This is a genomic window from Cellulophaga algicola DSM 14237 (assembly GCF_000186265.1).
Lineage (GTDB): Bacteria > Bacteroidota > Bacteroidia > Flavobacteriales > Flavobacteriaceae > Cellulophaga > Cellulophaga algicola.
The window spans coordinates 3,877,233-3,897,705 of the sequence record NC_014934.1; the positions used below are offsets into that span (position 1 = coordinate 3,877,233).

The 20,473-nt window shown below is 33.0% G+C and carries 20 protein-coding genes; 16 read left to right on the forward strand and 4 right to left on the reverse strand.

Going from position 1 to position 20,473, the window contains the following annotated elements; translation table 11 throughout:
- Positions 1-39: 39 nt before the first annotated feature.
- Positions 40-1,464 carry an L-serine ammonia-lyase gene (locus tag CELAL_RS16930; protein WP_013552106.1) on the reverse strand — a complete coding sequence of 475 codons (1,425 nt, stop codon included), beginning with the start codon at positions 1,462-1,464 and terminating at the stop codon, positions 40-42.
- A 120-nt stretch (positions 1,465-1,584) separates the two neighbouring features.
- Here CELAL_RS16930 and CELAL_RS16935 point away from each other — a divergent pair, with 120 nt between their 5' ends.
- The 6 genes from CELAL_RS16935 (at position 1,585) to CELAL_RS16960 (ending at position 7,914) form a co-directional block, all read left to right on the forward strand.
- The gene (locus CELAL_RS16935; protein WP_013552107.1) at positions 1,585-1,953 is read left to right on the forward strand and encodes a S24 family peptidase; all 369 of its coding nucleotides are present in this window, start codon (positions 1,585-1,587) and stop codon (positions 1,951-1,953) included.
- Positions 1,950-3,215: a Y-family DNA polymerase gene (locus CELAL_RS16940; RefSeq protein ID WP_013552108.1), complete on the forward strand. Its 1,266-nt coding sequence runs from the start codon at positions 1,950-1,952 to the stop codon at positions 3,213-3,215. Before CELAL_RS16935 ends, CELAL_RS16940 begins: the two co-directional genes overlap by 4 nt.
- A gap of 181 nt (positions 3,216-3,396) precedes the next feature.
- Positions 3,397-5,301: a molecular chaperone DnaK gene (gene dnaK, locus CELAL_RS16945; protein WP_013552109.1), complete on the forward strand. Its 1,905-nt coding sequence runs from the start codon at positions 3,397-3,399 to the stop codon at positions 5,299-5,301.
- 361 nt (positions 5,302-5,662) lie between these two features.
- Positions 5,663-6,604, forward strand: a complete 942-nt coding sequence (locus tag CELAL_RS16950; protein WP_013552110.1) for a hypothetical protein — start codon at positions 5,663-5,665, stop codon at positions 6,602-6,604.
- 75 nt (positions 6,605-6,679) lie between these two features.
- Positions 6,680-7,474, forward strand: a complete 795-nt coding sequence (locus tag CELAL_RS16955; protein WP_013552111.1) for a hypothetical protein — start codon at positions 6,680-6,682, stop codon at positions 7,472-7,474.
- Positions 7,475-7,539: 65 nt separating this feature from the next.
- Entirely contained in the window at positions 7,540-7,914 is a 375-nt protein-coding gene (locus tag CELAL_RS16960) for a hypothetical protein (RefSeq protein WP_013552112.1), read from the forward strand.
- Between the two features lie 181 nt (positions 7,915-8,095).
- On the opposite strand, the gene CELAL_RS16965 is transcribed toward CELAL_RS16960, so the two are convergent.
- Positions 8,096-8,656 carry a GNAT family N-acetyltransferase gene (locus CELAL_RS16965; RefSeq protein WP_013552113.1) on the reverse strand — a complete coding sequence of 187 codons (561 nt, stop codon included), beginning with the start codon at positions 8,654-8,656 and terminating at the stop codon, positions 8,096-8,098.
- Positions 8,653-9,300, reverse strand: coding sequence for an alpha/beta hydrolase (locus CELAL_RS16970; RefSeq protein WP_013552114.1), 648 nt, complete (start codon positions 9,298-9,300; stop codon positions 8,653-8,655). Before CELAL_RS16970 ends, CELAL_RS16965 begins: the two co-directional genes overlap by 4 nt.
- Positions 9,301-9,418: 118 nt before the next feature.
- Between CELAL_RS16970 and CELAL_RS16975 the strand changes: the two genes are divergently transcribed.
- The 10 genes from CELAL_RS16975 to CELAL_RS17020 all read left to right on the forward strand — a co-directional run bounded on the left by CELAL_RS16975 (position 9,419) and on the right by CELAL_RS17020 (position 19,653).
- A complete protein-coding gene (locus CELAL_RS16975) occupies positions 9,419-9,841 on the forward strand; it encodes a PaaI family thioesterase (RefSeq protein WP_013552115.1) in 423 nt (140 codons plus the stop codon).
- 1 nt (position 9,842) lies between these two features.
- Complete coding sequence (locus CELAL_RS16980) at positions 9,843-10,949, forward strand: chorismate-binding protein (protein ID WP_013552116.1); 1,107 nt, start codon at positions 9,843-9,845, stop codon at positions 10,947-10,949.
- A gap of 24 nt (positions 10,950-10,973) precedes the next feature.
- Positions 10,974-12,728: a 2-succinyl-5-enolpyruvyl-6-hydroxy-3-cyclohexene-1-carboxylic-acid synthase gene (gene menD, locus CELAL_RS16985; protein ID WP_013552117.1), complete on the forward strand. Its 1,755-nt coding sequence runs from the start codon at positions 10,974-10,976 to the stop codon at positions 12,726-12,728.
- Positions 12,729-12,768: 40 nt separating this feature from the next.
- Positions 12,769-13,113, forward strand: a complete 345-nt coding sequence (locus CELAL_RS16990; RefSeq protein WP_013552118.1) for a DUF2853 family protein — start codon at positions 12,769-12,771, stop codon at positions 13,111-13,113.
- A 112-nt stretch (positions 13,114-13,225) separates the two neighbouring features.
- On the forward strand, positions 13,226-14,056 hold the full coding sequence (locus CELAL_RS16995) for a CvfB family protein (RefSeq protein WP_013552119.1): 831 nt from the start codon (positions 13,226-13,228) through the stop codon (positions 14,054-14,056).
- A gap of 154 nt (positions 14,057-14,210) precedes the next feature.
- The gene (locus CELAL_RS17000; protein ID WP_013552120.1) at positions 14,211-14,810 is read left to right on the forward strand and encodes a sporulation protein; all 600 of its coding nucleotides are present in this window, start codon (positions 14,211-14,213) and stop codon (positions 14,808-14,810) included.
- Position 14,811: 1 nt separating this feature from the next.
- Complete coding sequence (gene menA, locus CELAL_RS17005; protein ID WP_013552121.1) at positions 14,812-15,720, forward strand: 1,4-dihydroxy-2-naphthoate octaprenyltransferase; 909 nt, start codon at positions 14,812-14,814, stop codon at positions 15,718-15,720.
- 37 nt (positions 15,721-15,757) lie between these two features.
- Complete coding sequence (locus CELAL_RS17010) at positions 15,758-16,522, forward strand: LytR/AlgR family response regulator transcription factor (RefSeq protein WP_013552122.1); 765 nt, start codon at positions 15,758-15,760, stop codon at positions 16,520-16,522.
- A 439-nt stretch (positions 16,523-16,961) separates the two neighbouring features.
- A complete protein-coding gene (locus CELAL_RS17015) occupies positions 16,962-18,944 on the forward strand; it encodes a sensor histidine kinase (protein ID WP_013552123.1) in 1,983 nt (660 codons plus the stop codon).
- Between the two features lie 28 nt (positions 18,945-18,972).
- Complete coding sequence (locus CELAL_RS17020; protein WP_013552124.1) at positions 18,973-19,653, forward strand: metal-dependent hydrolase; 681 nt, start codon at positions 18,973-18,975, stop codon at positions 19,651-19,653.
- A gap of 2 nt (positions 19,654-19,655) precedes the next feature.
- Here the strand turns inward: CELAL_RS17020 and CELAL_RS17025 are convergent, their stop codons facing one another.
- Entirely contained in the window at positions 19,656-20,450 is a 795-nt protein-coding gene (locus CELAL_RS17025; RefSeq protein WP_013552125.1) for an SDR family oxidoreductase, read from the reverse strand.
- Positions 20,451-20,473 lie beyond the last annotated feature (23 nt).

The following is a 20,473-nucleotide window of genomic DNA, read 5'->3' on the forward strand; positions in this document are numbered from 1 at the left end:
TACTTTTTGCCATGTTTCTTTTTTTTAGTTTTAATTAATTTAACAATCACTCAAGAAAACACCTACAGCTAAGCCACCTTCAGAGGTTTCTTTATATTTAGAGTTCATATCTTTTGCAGTTTCCCACATGGTTTGTACTACTTTGTCTAAAGGAACTTTAGCATCTTTAGGGTCTGAGCCTAGTGCTAATTCTGCAGCATTAATTGCTTTAATGGCGCCCATAGAGTTACGCTCAATACAAGGTATTTGTACCAAACCACCAATTGGGTCACAAGTTAAGCCTAAATGATGTTCCATTGCAATTTCTGCTGCCATTAATACTTGTTCGGGGCTACCGCCTAATAATTCAGTAAGCGCTCCTGCTGCCATTGCAGATGATACGCCAATTTCAGCTTGGCACCCGCCCATGGCTGCAGAAATAGTAGCTCCTTTTTTAAAGATACTTCCAATTTCTCCAGAAACCAATAAGAATTTTTTAATATCATCAAAACCTGCTTTATGGTCTTCAATCACTAAATAATACATAAGAACGGCAGGTATTACACCAGCACTACCATTTGTAGGAGCGGTAACTACACGTCCTAAAGAAGCATTTACTTCATTAACAGCTAAAGCAAAACAGCTTACCCATTGTAAGATTTGTCTAAATTTAACTTCAGTTTTTCTGATGGCAGAAAGCCATTCTTGAGGAGATGTATAGGGTTCGCTATCTTTTAATTTTTTATGGATATCAAATGCACGTCTGCGTACATTTAGTCCGCCAGGTAAAGAGCCTTCGGTATGGCAACCTATATACATACATTCTAACATGGTATCCCAGATGCGATGTAACTCGTGGTCAATTTCAGCATCCGTACGCAAAGAGCGTTCGTTTTCTAAAACAATTTCTGAAATAATTTTGTTTTCCTTTGAACAAAAGTCTAGCAACTCTACTCCATTTGTTACGGGAAAAGGAAAGGCTTTAAACTTTTCAATATTTTTCTTAGCTCTTTTTCGCTCTTCTTTTACTACAAACCCACCACCGATAGAATAATACGTATTCTTAATCTTTTTACCCGTGTATAAAGTGGCTTCAAAAGTCATCCCATTGGCATGGAACGGAAGGAATTCTTTTTTAAAAATTATATTTTTTTCAGGATTAAAGGGAAGTGTACGTTTCCCGCCTAATTCAATTCTCTGTTCCTCTTTAATGCGTTGTACGATACTAGTTATATGTTCTATAGGGATATATTCAGGATCTTGTCCAGACAAGCCTAGCATAATAGCATAATCCGTAGCATGTCCTTTACCAGTAAGTGATAACGAACCGTAAATAGATACATTTATTTCTGCAACATCTAAGAAGTTTTCACTTTCTTGTAATTCTCCAATCCATTTTTCTGCAGCACGCCAAGGTCCTAGGGTGTGCGAGCTTGATGGTCCCACCCCAATTTTAAGCATATCAAAAGTACTGATTGACTCCATAATTTTTTTGTTATAAATGCAACTTTAAAAGGTAAATGTACTGACTAATTTCACAATTACTAAATTTATTTATTTCGGGATAATATCCATTAATTAGGAATATATCCATATTTTTGCATCATGGAACTATTTTCTCACGGAAAAATTAAAAAAGCAGAAAAGCGTCATGCGCCTGAAGTATCAAAACAAACTGGATTTCCAAGTCCCGCTACACATTATTTAGAACCTTCTATCAACCTAGAGCAGGAACTTATTAGCAATGGCGATGCAACTTTTTATGTGCGAATAGATAGCGATGAATTGGCAGATTTTGCTATTTATAAACATGATGTTTTAATTATAGACCGTTCTTTTTATCCGAAGGAAAATAATTTAGCGCTAGTTATTGTAGAAGGGCAATTTAAGGTTATTCGGATTCCGCCTAAACAGACACAAGAAGAATTTACCCTGTGGGGTGTAATTACTTATATAATACATTCGTGCAAATGATAGCATTAGTAGATTGTAATAGTTTTTATGCCTCTTGTGAATTGGTGTTTAGGCCAGATCTTATAGGAAGACCTGTAGTTGTATTAAGTAATAATGATGGATGTATTATTGCAGCAAATAAAGAGGCGAAAGCGCTAACTAATATCCCCATGTTTGAGCCTGTTTTTAAAATTAAAAAACAGCTGCTAGAACATAAGGTCGTTTTTTTTTCATCGAACTATACCTTGTATGGAGAAATGTCACAACGGGTGATCAATATTTTAAAGACTTTTTCGGCGCGGGTAGAAATTTATAGCATTGATGAGTCTTTTTTAGATTTGAGTGATGTTCCAGAAGAAGAGTTAGAGCAATATGCACATCAAATTAAAGATACTATTTTTAAATATACAGGTTTGCCCGTTGGAGTGGGGATAGCACGAACAAAAGTATTATCAAAATTAGCTAATAAAATAGCGAAGAAAGTACCTGATAAAAACTACGTGTGTGTCATCAATTCAGAAAAAGACCGTATAGACGCCTTAAAATGGTGTGCTGTTAAAGATGTGTGGGGAATTGGCAGAAAACACAGTGAGCGTGTCATGAAAATTGGTGTGGCTACGGCTTATGATTTTTCTAAGCTTCCTTTGGCATGGGTTCGTAAAGAAATGACCGTCGTTGGAGAACGTACGTGGCGAGAACTTAATGGAGAAATAGCGATGGACTTTAGTATTGATTTAAAAAAGAAGAAAGCTATAGGTACGGCAAAATCATTTGGAAAAAAATTATCGGAGTTAGCTATTATAGAAGAAGCATGCTCTTATTATGTGGGCGAAGTTACAGAAGTGCTTCGTGCACAAGGTTCTTGCGCAAGTGCATTACAAGTTTTTGTTACCACTAATTACCACAGCAACAAAGACAAGCAATACGCTAATAGTGTTACGGTACAATTAACTATTCCTACGAATGATACCTTTGTATTAATAAAGGAGGCTAAAAAAGCATTACACCTTATATATAGGTTAGGCTTCCGCTATAAAAAAGTAGGTGTTAATCTTTTAGGGATTATTCCAGAGCATTATGTACAAGGTAATTTGTTTGAAATTCCATCCGCATCAAAAAGTAAACTAACGAAAGTAGTAGATAGTTTAAACCTTAAATTTGGAAAATCTAAAGTGTCATCTGCCTTGGTAGGAACCCGAATTAAAGAATGGGAATTGATAAAAGAAGAACGAAGTCCTAGGTATACAACCCAGTGGAAAGAAATGTTACACATAAAAGGCTGAAATAGTAGCAGTACTAACGTCTATTATTTTTTATAAAAGTGTCAGCTATGGTTAAAAAACACCTCTCTTTGCAGTGATTAGCTTTTAAAAATGACATCCTGTCAGTTTTGTTCTCTTGGCATATTGTTTGCCAAATAGATAAGAGAATATAAAAAGCACTAATAATTAAATATAATAAGAGATGAGTAAAATTATAGGAATAGATTTAGGAACTACAAACTCTTGCGTTTCTGTAATGGAAGGTAATGAAGCTGTTGTAATCCCTAATGCAGAAGGAAAAAGAACTACACCATCAGTTATCGCATTTGTAGAAGGTGGTGAGATTAAAGTAGGAGATCCTGCAAAAAGACAAGCAGTTACAAACCCAACCAAAACGATTTATTCTATTAAACGTTTTATGGGGAACAAATTCTCTGAATCTAGTACAGAAGCAAAGAGAGTACCTTATAAAGTAGTAAAAGGAGATAATGACACTCCAAGAGTAGATATTGATGGTCGTTTATATACGCCACAAGAATTATCTGCAATGATTCTTCAGAAAATGAAGAAAACTGCAGAAGACTATTTAGGTCAGACTGTAACAAGAGCGGTAATTACGGTTCCTGCATATTTTAACGATGCGCAAAGACAAGCAACAAAAGAAGCTGGTGAAATTGCTGGTTTAACGGTAGAACGTATTATCAACGAACCAACTGCTGCATCTTTAGCATATGGTATGGATAAGAAAGATACCGATCAAAAAATTGTTGTTTTTGATTTTGGTGGTGGTACGCATGATGTTTCTATCCTTGAATTAGGAGATGGCGTTTTTGAAGTATTGGCTACAGATGGTGATACTCACTTAGGTGGTGATGATGTTGATCAAAAAATTATTGATTGGTTAGCGGATGAGTTTAAAGGGGAAGAAAGTATTGATTTACGTGATGATGCAATGGCTTTACAACGTTTACGTGAAGCTGCTGAAAAAGCGAAAATTGAATTATCTTCTTCTGCATCAACAGAAATTAACTTGCCATATGTAACGGCTACTGCTAGTGGACCTAAGCATTTAGTTCGTACATTGACTTTAGCTAAATTTAATCAATTAATTGATGATTTAGTAAAAAGAACTATTGAGCCTTGTGCTACAGCATTAAAAAATGCAGGTTTATCTAAAAGTGATATCGATGAAATTATCTTAGTTGGTGGTTCTACAAGAATCCCTGCTGTTGTTGAAGCTGTTGAGAAATTCTTCGGTAAAAAACCATCAAAAGGTGTTAACCCTGATGAAGTTGTAGCGGTAGGTGCTGCAATTCAAGGTGGTGTTTTAACAGGAGATGTTAAAGATGTATTATTATTAGATGTTACTCCATTATCATTAGGTATTGAAACTATGGGTGGTGTAATGACAAAGTTGATTGAAGCGAATACAACGATTCCTACTAAGAAATCTCAAGTATTCTCTACAGCTGCAGACAATCAGCCATCAGTAGAAATTCACGTTTTACAAGGTGAAAGACCAATGGCGGCAGATAACAAAAATATCGGACGTTTCCATTTAGATGGTATTCCACCAGCACAAAGAGGAACACCTCAAATTGAAGTAACTTTTGATATTGATGCTAATGGTATTATTAAAGTATCAGCAACAGATAAAGCTACGAACAAAACGCAGGATATTAGAATTGAAGCTTCTTCAGGTTTAACAGAAGAAGAAATTAAGAAAATGAAAGCAGAAGCAGAAGCTAATGCTGAGTCTGATAAAAAACTTAAAGAAACTGCTGATAAATTAAACGAAGCTGATGGAATGATCTTCCAAACAGAAAAGCAATTAGCTGAATTTGGTGATAAATTATCTGATGATAAGAAAAAACCAGTAGAAGATGCTTTAACGGAATTAAAAGCAGCATATGAGTTGAAAGACATCGCTGTTATTGCTCCAGCTTTAGATAAGATTAACGAAGCTTGGAAAGTTGCCTCTGAAGAAATGTACAAAGCGCAAGCTGAAGGACAAGGTGGTGCTGCTCCAGGACCAGATGCTGCTGCAGGTGCAGAATCAGCTGAAGGTGATAACGTAGAAGACGTAGATTTCGAAGAAGTTAAGTAAGCAACAAACTATTTTCGTTACAAACGAAAATATGTGAATCGCTTATCCCGATGCAAATCTGGATCTTTTGAAAAAACACGATTAGAAGAAAACTCCAACGGTATTAGTTGGAGTTTTTTTTGTTTGTAAACGAAAATGTGTGAATCGCTTATCCCGATGCAAATCGGGATCATTTAAAAAAAAAATACGATGAGAAAATAACTCCGACTATATCAGTTGGGGTTATTTTTTTGTTTTAAAAGGAAGTAAGAAATGTGTAATTGTGCTCAGTTTTTGAGTATATAGTTATTGGTTTTAGAATTATCACAATTAATTAATATTCCTTAAATGCTTTTCATAGAATAACTACTAAATTTGTGGTATGATAAAAAACTACCCTTTAAAAATGTTGAGAACTTTTCTGGTACCAGCTTTTATGTTTGCGGCTTTGACGGCAAGCGCCCAAAAGGCAAAAATTTTTACGATTTCTGATTTTGATTTAGTAGGAAAAGTAAAGACCTGTTTTGTAATTACCGATTACGGAAAAGAAGAATTCAATTTTAATGAGAAGGGAGTACTCACAAAGCTTACCACGCGTTATAATGAGGCCGATTATGATATTACGTATTACCGATTCGTAAATGAGGAAATAAGCGAAAAAAGAGTTGAGAATTACCGAGATGGTGTTTTTGATAAAAGTACTTCAATTGCTAATATTTATAGTTACGATAGCATTCCATCCGGTAAAAAAATAACAGAAAACATAATTTCATATACCAAAGAATTTTTAGATCAGTACGAGTACTTCTATGATGCAGCAGATAAGTTGGTAGAAATTAAGCGGAATAATGACAGTGGTATAGAAAGTACAATGGTAACCTATACCACAGATAAAGGAGAAGCAACAACGACATACACGATAAATAATGAAGTACAAAAAACGGTGCGTGTGTCGGACCGTAAAACAAAATTGAAAGGCGTACAACGTATTGAGTTAACTAAAGAATTTTTAGAAGGAAAGCCTTCAAAAGCACTAGAGCAAATTTTTAATCAACAGGATAAGGTAGTTTCCGAGAATTTCTTTGATTTTGATACAAGCACTAATGCTTTCTTTTCAAAAGAATTAAAGACCTACAGCTACAATACGTTAGGTATGCTTACCGAAGTAAAAACACAACATGGTAAACTGGTAAGCACAAAAGAATATATCTACCAGTATGACAATGGTGATAAAGGCAATTGGATCAAACAGATTATAACCCCAGACAATACATTTATCAGCCGTAAAATAAAATACTATGAGGTGGCTGCAATAGAAGAGTAGGTTTCTTATTTTTTTACTGAATATTTTGAGGGTTTTTATAAAATAATTTGAAAAAAAAACAATTAAATTAAATTGATGAAACGACTGCGAAATACCGGAATTTACTATCTATTTTTTGGTGTTTTATTGGCCTTGAGTTTTGTTTTTACCAACTTATGGCCTATAGCTATAGTGGGGTTTCTGCTTTTAATTCTGTTTTTTATTTTAAAATATATTTTCAGAAAATCGGTAGTTCAAACTTCGCTTAACAAGCGTAAACTTCAACTATCGGACTTCTTTTTAATTATTTTTCCATTTATATATGTGATATTAATTTCTTGGTATGTTTGGAGGCCCTATAGGCAGACTATTATTTTACCAAATTCTTACAAAGGTATTGTTGCCATAAAATACGATGAAATTAAGGCTCAAAATGAAATCTGGACGAACACTTTTTTCGGCCTATGTGGTTCTAGATTGATAAAAGTTAATACTTCTGGAGTGGCAAGAACTTCTTTTAAGTTTCATAACAATTCAATTCCCATTCTCGGTATAAAGCAGTTGAATTATAATCGCGGAGGATTAAAAATTTATCATGAAAATAATCTTGACGATGAAATAGTAGAAGGATTTGATGGTACTTGGTTTGTTGGTGCTAGCGCTAAAGAAGGTGGGAAACAAATTTATAGCACTAATTATAGCTATTATCCTTTGATGATTTTTGTAGTGGCACCACCAGAAAATTATTTTGATTATTTTATGACAGAAAAAGAAATAGAAATTTGGGTAGCAGAAGAAAAGAAGAAGCATCCTAATTCTTATATAGAACGGCCAATCACTAAATTAAATGCTAAAAACATTGAGTTTTTAAGAAGGGTTGGTATTTTATAACGAAAACAGAACCTGTTATTTCAGTATGCTGTGATAACAGACATTATTTTTTAATTATTTATTTTATGGCTATCAAAACAGTAGAAGGAATATACGAGATTATAGGTTATAATCAAGATAAAGATCATTCAGGTTATACTGGATACTTGCGATTAATTGTGACTAGTAAGAACCGTGTAGATGCTATCTGGACGATAGGAGGTGAGCAAACGCAAACTGGAAAGGGGTTTTTTAAAGATGACGTTCTAGTCATTAACTTTTCATATCGTGGAGAATTAAAAAATAGACCTAAAACCTTTAAAGGTGTTGTGGTGTACAAAATTATAAATGACAATGTTCTAGATGGCTTTTGGTCCGAGAAATTTGGGGATGATGACTATTTGGGTTTTGAAGAAGGGAGAAGACTATCGGTAGAAGAAGTTTCTCAATTGAAACTGTAGCGGTTTTAATTAGACTTGCTTCATCACTCTAATTGACCGTGTATTTTTATTTTACATTTGATTCTTGAATGTTTTTATTTACTACTTGTTAGTGAGACTCAAATTTTTGAACTTACCATCAACCATCAACCATCAACCATCAACCATCAACCATCAACCATCAACCATCAACCATCAACCATCAACCATCAACCATCAACCATTCTTCTTTTAAAAGTCCGTAGCAGCACGTATTACGTTTAAATCCATCTAATAAATACACATTATTCCGTAAGACACCTTCTAGAACGCAGCCCAATTTTTCTACTGCTTTACGGGAGGCAATGTTGCGTTCATCTATCCTAAATTCTATTTTTTCCATGTGTAATGTTGTGAAGGCGTACTGGAGCATTAAAGCTTTCATTTGAGTATTTAATCCGGTGCCATGAAATTCTCTCCCAATCCAAGTAGCGCCAATCTCTAGTGTTTTATTTTTCCAATTGATGTTCATGAAACGGGTGCTGCCAGCATAGCTGCTAATTCTTTTATCATATACAATAAACGGAATGCTAGTTTCTGCATCTTGGTATTGTAAAGCAATCTTCACATAGTTTTCTAAAGCTGCGGGAGTTTCAATTGCAGAGGGGGAGTATTGTACCAATTTAGGCTGTTTAGCAATAGAGTAGAGGTATTGAAAATTTTCCAAGCTCAGTGGTACAAGTTTTACAAAATCGTTTTCTAGTATAATGGCTTCTGTTTTCATTTAACTAAACTATTAATAATATCTTTCCTTACTTCATGTCCTCCTTCAAAAGTGATGATTTCTGCTTTGTCATTGAACAAGGTTGCTATTCTTTTAGATTCAGATTGCATACGTTCTTCATTTAAATATTCATCTTTAGTGCCAATAATAACTTTTACTTGCGTTTTATGGTCTTCTAAAAACTTAAATTTTTCAGGAGTTATTTCGTTAGGTATTCCTCCGGCATACAGTATTAGTTGCGTACATTTTATGTGGTTTAAGGTGGCCCATCTGGAGGCTATGGAAACTCCTTGAGAAAATCCGAAAACAATAATATTAGTGTTTTCTGGGATTTCTTCTGCAGCAAGGACAGCATCTAAATAATTAGAAACATTTTTCATTTCTAATAGAGTATTCTCTTTGGTAAGCCAACTAGCGCCAACATGTACATACTTTTTGTTTAAATAGTATTTAGAAGGTGCTTGCGGAGCAATGATATAGTTTTCTTCTGGATTCAATTCATTAAAATACTTTAGAAAGTACCTACTCAAATAACCAATACCATGGAAAACAATCCAAACATTTTTTGTTTTTTTAGTACGTGTATTTAGGGTTTCATAGGTATTGCTTGTGGTATAGGAAACTTGTTTTTCTGTGGTGTTCATTTCAATTTTTTATAGAATAGGTATTCAGTCATGAAATTTAAAAAAGAATATTCAAATTGCGCTTGTAATCATTGCTTTTGTTGTTCTAGGAATCGTTAATTTTACATAAAATGATTTTATGGAAGATTTTAAAGAGAAAATACTAAAGATTTGCAATGATACTACCAAAGGTACATTGATGGAAACTTTAGATATTACTTATGTTGATGTTGGAGAAAATTATTTAGTAGGTAAAATGCCGGTAACACCAAAAGTGTTTCAGCCAGACGGTATTTTGCATGGAGGAGCTATGGTGGCTCTTGCAGAAAGTGTAGGAAGTGCGGCATCGTATATATTTTTAAATGCACAAGAAGTTACCGTTCGGGGATTAGAAATCTCTGCAAATCATGTAAAAAGTATTCGTGAGGGTTTTGTCTATGCAAAAGCAATAATCATTCATAAGGGGAGAACCACCCAAGTTTGGGATATTAAACTTACTGATGCCAATGATAATTTAATATCTATTTGTAAACTTACGACCATATCATTACCTAAAAAGTAATATGTTGCACGATTTATTTTATAAAGCAAAAAATCATTTTAAGACTTCAAAACCATTTGTTTTGTATAGGAAACCTTCAGAATCTACTGTTAATGGGGTTTTCCAAAAGGACGATGTGCTTCATTATGTAGAAGACTTTTCTAAAACAGGTTTTATTTTTGCTCCGTTTAATACGGACGATAGGATTGTTTTGTTACAGTCTGATGAAAAACATGAAGCTGAATATATAGCTTCAGAAAGCATAAAGGATCTTGCTAGTTTATCTGTTGTCCAAGATGACGCTCAAAAAGAATTTCATATCAATTTAGTACATAAAGCTATTGAAGCGATTGAAAATGCCGGAGTAAAGAAAGTAGTGCTTTCCAGAAAACTGGAAGTAGGTACTCGTAAGTCGGCCTTTACATTGTTTGACGCTTTACTTGCAAGTTATTCAAATGCTTTTTGTTATCTCTGGTATCACCCTAAAGTGGGTTTATGGTTGGGGGCAACTCCTGAAATTTTACTTAGAACAGAAAATAAACAGCTGAAGACTATGTCTCTGGCAGGGACCAAAAAAGTAGAAGAAGGTAAAGCTCCTGTTTGGGGAACAAAAGAATTAGAGGAACAGAAATTGGTTACGGATTATATCGTAGCTGCCTTAGAAAGTAGTGTAGATAATTTAACTATTTCTGAAACAGAATCCGTGAGAGCAGGAAGTCTATGGCATTTAAGAACATCGGTTTCTGGAAGATTAGCTACCTATAATCTAAAAGAAATTATTGCAGCTTTACATCCTACGCCAGCAGTATGTGGGTTGCCTAAAGCACAAGCCAAGGCTTTTATTTTAGAAAACGAAAATTACGCTAGAGAATACTACACGGGGTTTTTAGGTGAGCTTAATTTTAAAGAAGAGAATTTTAGATCAAGCAATAGGCGCAATAGAGAGAATCAGGCTTATAAAACGGTCAAAAATACAACGTCGCTATACGTAAACCTTAGGTGCATGCAGTTAAAAGATAAAAAAGCACTGGTATATGTTGGTGGCGGAATTACGCATGAATCAGATCCCGAAAAAGAATGGGAAGAAACGGTAGCAAAAAGTAATACAATGCTTAAAGTTGTATTGTAATTTTGTTCCCATAAAATAATTAGATTGAAATACTCTACAATACCCTCAGCACAAACCGTTGCCCACTATTGCAAAATATATGGCATAAAAGAAATTGTTATTTCTCCAGGTTCACGAAATGCACCTTTAACCATTACGTTTACAGAAGATGACTACTTCAATTGCTTCAGTGTGGTAGATGAACGTTGTGCTGCTTTTTTTGCATTAGGTATGGCACAGCAACAACAGAAGCCCGTTGCGGTGATATGTACTTCTGGGAGTGCACTTTTAAATTATTATCCTGCTATTTCAGAAGCTTTTTATAGTGATATTCCATTAGTGGTAATTTCTGCGGATAGACCGCCTTATAAGATTGATATTGGAGACGGACAAACCATTCGTCAGGATCATGTTTTTGATCGCCATATTGGGTATTCGGCTAATTTAAAACTAGATGTAAGTCACGCTACAGAAACTATAAAAAAACAAGGAAAAAGTTTACTTAGTTCAAGTACGTCGCTAGAAAATCAACAAGCGCAAATTGAGGCTTATAATGATAAAGAATTGGGGCAGGCGTTTCAATTAGCTATTGAAACCATGTCTCCTGTGCATATAAATGTGCCATTTGAGGAGCCGTTGTATAATGCCACAACGGTACCAAATCATCAGCCAGCTCTAGTGTATAAAAAGCCTGAGCTTGATGCTGTAGAAGATTTGACAGCCTTTGCAACTAGTTGGAACCAAGCAAAACGAAAATTAGTTTTGGTAGGTGTAGCATACCCAAATGCGGTAGCTCAAGAATATCTTGATTTTCTAGCTACTGATAAATCGGTCATCGTATTAACAGAAACAACATCAAACTTACACCACCCCAATTTTTTTACGAGTATCGATAGTCTTATTGCTCCTATAGAAAAATCTGTTAACAGTGATGAGTTATTTAAAAAATTACAACCCGATATAGTGCTTACTTTTGGCGGACTCATAGTATCTAAGAAGATAAAGAATTTTTTACGTACCTATAAAGCTGGAGTGCATTGGCATATTGATGCTAAAAAAGCATACGATACTTTTTTTTCTATTACACATCATTTTGAAACTTCAGAAAACACTTTTTTTAGGTCTTTTATACCAAAGCTTAAAGCTATTGAAAGTGATTATTATTCGTATTGGTCTGCGGTGAAGAGAAATTATGAAGTCAAGAGAAATCAATATTTAAATGAAATTCCTTTTTCAGATATGTTGGCCTTCTCTAAAATCGCAAAATCAATTCCGAAAAATTACCAACTGCATTTGGCAAATAGTTCTACCGTACGCTATGCACAGTTATTTGCCATAGACCCAAGTATTACAGTTTTTTGTAATCGGGGCACCAGTGGTATAGACGGGTCTACGTCTACAGCTGTAGGAGCAGCTATTTACCATCAAGAACCTACCTTGTTAATTACTGGAGATATTAGTTTTTTATACGATAGTAATGGTTTATGGAATAAAAATATACGGTCAGATTTTAGAGTTATTGTTCTTAATAATGATGGCGGAGGAATCTTCAGGATTTTACCTGGTCAAGAAGATACCGCAAATTTTGAAACCTTTTTTGAGACTACTCATGCTATTGATATAGCTAAACTTTGTAGCGGTTATAATATTCTTCATGAAATGGTTGATAATGAGAAAAACTTAGAAAAAGCCTTAATTAATTTTTATAAAGGCAGTAAAATGCCTAAATTGTTAGAGATAAAAACGCCTAGACTTATTAATAATAAAATTTTGCTTAGTTACTTTGATTTTATATCTTAGGCAAACATTAATATTCTTAAATAAAAGAACACTAACAATTATGAGTAAAAGAGACGAATTAATCGTAAAGTATGCCGCGGACATTAAAGATAAATTTGGTGAAGCTGCTGACATGGATTTATTAACAAAAGTTGCCATAGGATTAGGTCCGGCAATATATAATGCAGATGCTTCTAAAGTTTCTGGAGGAGATCAAAAAGAAAAAGATACCGTAATGAATAACTTTTTAATTAAAAAGTTAGGAATGACGGAAAACGCAGACATGATGCCTGCGATTGAAAGTGTTTTAGAAAAGTACGGTTCTTCTAACCGCAATAAGCACAGAGCTGTTGTTTATTATATGCTAGCAAAACACTTTAAAAAAGAAGCTGTTTACAACAAGTAAATCAACATATAGAATTAAAAGCCGTTTCACTAAAAATGAAACGGCTTTTTTGTTTCTACACTTCAACGAATATTTTTGATAAAATTTATGTTATAAAACGTACTTTTGCAACATGATAGAATTAGGTAATTACAACACATTAGAAATTTTAAGAGATACCAGTGTTGGACTTTTTTTAGGTGATGATGAAGGTAATGATGTTTTGTTGCCCAATAAATATGTTCCAGAAATTTACGAAATAGGAGAAAAGCTTACTGTTTTCTGCTATTTAGATTTTGATGAGCGCCCAGTAGTGACTTCTTTAACGCCTTATATATTTAGAGATACTTTTAGACTTTTAAAAGTTGTGGAAGTAAATAATATTGGCGCATTTTTAGATTGGGGGCTAGAAAAACATCTTTTAGTTCCGTTTAGAGAGCAACGAGAACGTATGCAAGAAGGTCAGTGGTATGTTATTTACTGTTATCTTGATGAAAAATCATTCAGGCTAGTAGGATCAAACAAACTAGATAAATTCTTAGATAATGAAGAATTAACGGTAGAAGTCAATGATGAAGTAGATTTGGTGGTTACTAGACAGAATGACTTAGGTTGGGATGTTATCATCGATGATAAGCATAAGGGGCTAGTTTATACTGATCAAGTATTTAAGAAAATTGCAGTGGGTGATACTCTTAAAGGGTATATAAAACACATTAGACCTGATCATAAAATAGATGTAAATCTAAAACCAATCGGGTATGAAAGTATAGAGCCTGCGGCTAATATAATTTATAATAGATTAGAAAAAGAAGGTGGTTTTTTAAACTTACATGATAAATCTTCTCCTGATGAAATTACGGCTAAATTACAGATGAGTAAAAAGGTTTTTAAGAAGAGTATCGGTACTTTATATAAAGATCGTAAAATTGCTATAAAGCCAGACGGTATTTATTTGCTTTAAAAAGTAAGCTTATATTATCTTATCTGCAATAACATGATTTTCAGTGAAATAATAAGGTAAAATGTTTCCTTTCCTTTTAAGAAATATATACATTTACAATTAAACGAACAGTTTTTATTTGAAATAGAAATAATTCCCCTAATACAAGTTTAATATGCCATTTATTGAAGAAAGCGATTTACTTGACTTACATAAGGATATCGATAAGGCTCAAATACTTAATGAACGTCTATTAGATCAAATTAAGTACAAGAATAAAGAGCTTAAAACAAATAAAATACAAAGAAATATTCTTGCAGGGGTTACCAGTGTATTTCTATTAGGAATTTTTGCCTTGTATGTATTTAATGCAGGCAGAAGAAGTAGTGCGCCTGACACTAACAATAAATTGGTTGTTTATGATTTAGATAGTTTGGATGCTATTAAATCTAGAATGGACAATTTAAAATTAAAAAATGAGGAGCTTAGTAATGTAAAGGAATTTTATCTTGCTAAAGAATTTTTAGATAAGGAAAAAATATATTCTGTTCAAATAAAATCATTTGTAGATAATAATGTAACCTTAGCTTCAGAATCATTAACAAACACCTTGTTTGTAAAAACAAATCCGTTTTACTCGTATTCCTTAGGTAATTTTGAAACAATTGAAGAAGCACGATCATTTCGGTATCAGTTAGTGAAAATGGGCTTTGATGATGCTTTTGTTGCATCTTACCAAAACGGAAAACGCATACAAATAGAAGATCCTTACTAGATTGACAAAATTTAAAGCATGGCTTAACGCAGCTAGACTGCGTACGTTGCCATTATCTATCTCTGGAATTATTGTAGGTGCCGCATTAGGAGACTTCTACGGACATCAAAACTGGATTATTTTTGTTCTGGCACTTTTTACCACTATTGGTTTTCAAGTTACTTCTAACTTTGCCAATGATTATGGCGACGGTGTTAAAGGCACGGATAATGAAGAAAGGGTAGGTCCTAAGAGAGCATTGCAAAGTGGAATTTTAACGAGAGAAGAGTTAAAAAAAGGAATTATTATTTCTATAATCATAGATTTATTTCTTGCAATCACTTTGTTAATTGTAGCCTTTGGAATAGAAAATTATCTTTTAATAATATTGTTTTTTGGTATGGCCCTAGCTAGTATTTGGGCAGCTATAAAATATACCGTAGGAGCATCTGCTTATGGCTATAGAGGTTTAGGAGATCTTTTTGTTTTTATCTTTTTTGGTTTGCTAGCCGTATTAGGGTCATTGTTTTTATTTACTAAATTTCTGACTTTTTCTTCGGTGTTACCAGCAATAACCATTGGTTTATTGAGTACTGCAGTGTTAAATTTAAACAACCTAAGAGACGCAATTTCTGATAAAAATGCAGGTAAAAATACCTTAGTTGTTAAAATGGGATATGCTAATGGTAAAATATACCATTATTTACTTTTAGGGGTGTCTTTTTTAAGTATGTTAATTTTTACTTTATTGAATTACAATTCTTGGTATAATTTTATGCCTTTATTTTTATTTATTCCTCTTATCTTACACGCAATACGTGTGTCCAGTGTAAAAGAACCTTTTTTATTAGATCCTGAGCTGAAAAAAGTAGCATTAAATACATTTTTTCTTGCCGTTATCTTTTATTTAAGTTTTAATATTTTTTCGTAGCTTTGGCTTACATAACTTTAATAAACTAAAACCAAATTTGGAGCAGCCCATTAAAATTCTTATAGTAGAAGATAACGTTATCATTGCTGATGATATGCAATCAATGTTAGAAGAGATTGGTTATGAAATTGTTGATAATGTTATCGTTTATGAACAAGCGATAGAAGTTTTGAAAACAAAGCAAGTAGACCTAGTTTTGATTGATATTATTCTTGCTTCTGATAAAACAGGAATAGATTTAGGAAAACACATTAGAGAAAAATATAATATTCCTTTCATTTTTGTAACATCAAACTCAGATCGTGCAACAGTAGAAAATGCTAAAACCGTAAAACCAAATGGTTATCTTGTAAAGCCTTTTGAGCAACAAGATTTATATACTTCTATAGAGATTGCATTATCTAGTTTTAATTATAATGAGAAAGGATCAGAAAACAATAATGCGCCTGTAGAAGAGGTTGCTGATGATAAACTAGTCTCAAACAGTGTTCTTAAAGATTCAATTTTTGTTAAAAAACAACATCTTTATTATAGAATCCAATTTGGAGATATTCAGTTTATAAAAGCGGATAATGTTTACTTAGAAGTAAATACTGTAGATAAGAAATTTTTAGTGCGTTCTCCTCTAAAAGATTATTTAGAGAAATTGCCTTCAAATAAGTTTTATAGAGCTCATAAATCATACATTGTTAATGTAGATCATATTGAAGCTATTAATTCAAAAGATATTTTAATAAACAATAATTTAATACCAATCTCTAAAGAGTTTAAAGAATTTATTATTTCGGCAATGAATTCTTAGCTGTAAAAATTTATTGAATGATTATTTAAAGCTGGTTAATTTATTAACCAGCTTTTTTTGTTTAAAAAAGTACGATGTAATACCTATAAAAACCTAAAATGAATTGTTTACCACATAAATTAAAGGGTACACAACAAAATGATTGCCACTTTGAAGTATAGACATACCTTTGAGACATGATTAAATAAAAGATCCCAAATCTTATCATTTTCATAATCAAATACAAAGACCGAGCAATGCATTGTTCGGTCTTTTTAATTTAAGCTAAATCTATTTCCACTTTAAGGGAATAAGACCTAATTTTGATTTTTTTGTAAATTGATTTTATGACATACGCAACAACATCATTCAATTGACAATAATAGTACCTGTAAGTAGTAGTATTTACAATATGTATAAATAACACAACGCACCATAAACCAATAATATTAAGAAGCGCATGCACTCTAAACCTATAAAACTGTTTTGCAAGAAAATACTTTTACAGTTTTTATTTCTTTTCTTATATACCGCTGCCTTCGGTCAAGAAAATGGAAATGATGATGTAAATTCATATGCAGCGTTCCAAAGCGCTAGTAATGCTTCTGAACGATTTGTACTTTTTTTTAATTCTCATAATAGGTACAATCAAACATCTCCTTATGATTGGAAGAAGACATTAGAAGAATATATAGAAGAGGCAGAGGACTCAAAAGATTCTATAGAAATTTTCCAGTACAAAACCATGCAGAGTCAGCTTTTTTTTGATTTAGGAGAGTATTCTAAAAGTGTAGAATTGGCAAACAACCTTTATCAGACCAACGAAAAAATGTCTGTGCCAGAAAAAAAAATACTACTAGAACTTCTAGATAAAAGCTACGAGAAACTTAGGCTTTATATAAAGCAATCGGAAGTACGAAAAGAAAGAAAAGAACTTGGTATTTCAGAAGATATTATTTTTTACGATATCTATTCTAATTTAGGACTGCCTAATAAGGCAATGACAGATTATATTCAAGAGGTAAGTAAAACGATAGATCCAAAAGATTACTACGCAAATGCTGTTTATAATAATAATGTAGGAGATTACTTGTGGTTAGATAAATCACCCCCAACGGCAATCACTAAATTTAAAAGTGCAGAATCATTCATCAATTTATATCTGGGTGATGTTATGTTGGCTAAAACAGAGAATGATATTGTTAAAGGTAATTTACTAAAGGGTATAATTGTTGGGAATATAGGAAAGTGTTATGCAGATTTGAAAAATTTTAAAGATGCAGTTTTTTATTTAAATAAAAGCATTGAGGCTATTAATGAATTTAAGATGGGAGCATATTCTTCTGATCTTATTGAGAATACGTTATACTTAGCAGACTGCGAACTGCAAACAAATGAACTTAAAAGCGCAAAAAAATTATTAGATAAAGATTTTAAATACGTAGAATCTGAACACCAATTAAAAAGGAATAGGTTATTAGCGGCATATTATGATAAAGTGGCCGATTTTTCAACAGCATCATTTTACTATAAAAAAAATATTAGGTTATTAGATTCTGTAGCATTAAATGAAAGGATTATAACGGGGCAACAATTAGAAGCCTTAGTTCAATCAGATATAGAAAACTCTAAAGCCATGTACAGGAAATCTAAAGAAAGTTTAGAGGCAAAAAGTAAAGAGTTAGATGCATTAGATAATGAAATATCTTATGTCTATATATCTTTAATTTTTACGCTTTTAGGTTTTGCAGGTTTGGTATATGCCTATTTAAGGAGTATTAAAGTACAGCGAATTATTGTACAGCAAAAACATATTATCGAAGCCTCATTAGTAGAAAAAGATTCGCTTTTAAAAGAGATTCATCACCGGGTTAAGAATAACCTTCAGATGGTTTCTAGTTTATTGAGTCTACAAACTAAAAACACGAAAAGTAAAGCTGCTATTGAAGCTTTAGAAGAAGGAAAAAGTAGGGTGAAAGCTATGGCTTTAATTCACCAAAAATTATATCAGAATGATGATCTTTCTGTTATAGAAATGCAAGGGTATATAGAGAGTTTGGTAAATAGCATACAGTCCGTTTACAAGAAAGGCGGACATAAGATTAATATAAATATTGATGCAGAAGGTATTGAGTTAGATATTGATAGAGCAATACCATTTGGATTGATATTAAATGAGCTGGTATCCAACTCTTTTAAATATGGTTTCCCGGATGATGATGGAAACGGAAAAATCTATATTCATTTACGAAAAACAACAGAAGAAGGAGGCGGTTATTTTGAATATTCTGATAATGGAGTAGGTATGCCATCTGATATGGAAGAACGCGCAGGAGAATCTATGGGTATCCGATTAATGAATCGTTTGGTCAATCAGCTTCAATCTACTTTAAACATAGATAAAGTAGAAGAAGGCGTTAAATTTTGGTTTAATTTTAAATAAAATTAAGTATAAAATAAGCACTTAAAATATGAAAATTACTTTTCTGGGTCATGCAACTTTATTGATTAAGACTACAACGTCAACTATTTTAATAGATCCATTTATTTCTGGTAATGAATTAGCAGCAGGTAAAATTGATTTGAATGATTTAAAACCTGATTTTATTTTACTTACACACGCGCATCAAGATCATGTTTTAGATGTAGAGTTAATTGCAAAGAATTCTGGTGCTACTATAGTTAGTAACTATGAAATTGCTACATATTATGCAAATAAAGGTTTTACAACGCATCCTATGAATCATGGTGGGAGTTGGAATTTTAACTTTGGAAAGCTTAAATATGTAAATGCTATTCATACGTCTTCCTTTGCAGATGGAACGTACGGAGGGCAACCAGGAGGGTTTATTCTTTCTGCAGATGAAAAGCACATCTATATTGCGGGAGATACTGCCTTGCATATGGATATGAAACTTATACCGTATACTTACGAACTTGACTTGGCCATTTTACCGATTGGGGATAATTTTACCATGGGTATTGAAGATGCTATCTTCGCTTCTGATTTTGTAGAATGTGATACAGTTTTAGGGTACCATTATGACACCTTTGGGTTTATTAAAATAGATCATGAAGCAGCAAAAAAGCAATTTTCTACAGCAGACAAAAAATTATATCTCTTAGAAATAGGGAAATCTATTCTAATCTAATATTAGCGTACTTCACTTTTAAGAACAATCTTATGCAGAAGTTTTGGGAAAAATCGTTTTACGTAAATTCCCAAAATTTCTTTTTTACCAATATAGGCTTCAAATTTTTCTTTATCAATAGCTTTTTTCATTCGAGCAGCAAATACGGTAACAGGTAAACCGTTTTTAGTAGCGTTATCTTCTGTATTATTTTTAGAGCCATCTCCCACAAGTGCATTTTTAGCTACATCTGTTTGTATAAAACCAGGGCAGATTAGTGTAACCTTTATACCGTCTTTTTCATGCTCCATGCGTAAGGCATCAAAAAAGCCATGTAATGCATGTTTAACGCCGCAATACCCAGAACGATAAGGCGATGAGAATTTACCCATTAAACTGCTAACAGTAGCAAATTGCCCTTTCTTCTGCTGTATAAATAAAGGCAATATGGTTTTTGATAATGCCACGGTGCCTAAATAATTAATGTCCATTAGTTTTTTATAAACTTCAAGATCTGTATCAATAATTAAAGAGCGTTGACTGACGCCAGCATTATTTATGAGTATATCAATGGCGCCAAAGGCATTCCAAGCTTCCTTAGTTTTAAACTCAAATTCTTCGGTTTTGATGAGATCAAGGGGCAATACATAAATATTTTCAGGATGAATACAATTTTGTTTTACAGCAGCTAAACCTGCTGTATTTCTTGCAGAAATAATCACCTTTGCACCAGAATTTGCATAGGTATAAGTTAATGCTTCTCCAATTCCTGATGAAGCCCCAGTAATCCAAACAATTTTTTCTTGACCCAATCCCATTTCCATTCTATTTAGACCTAAAA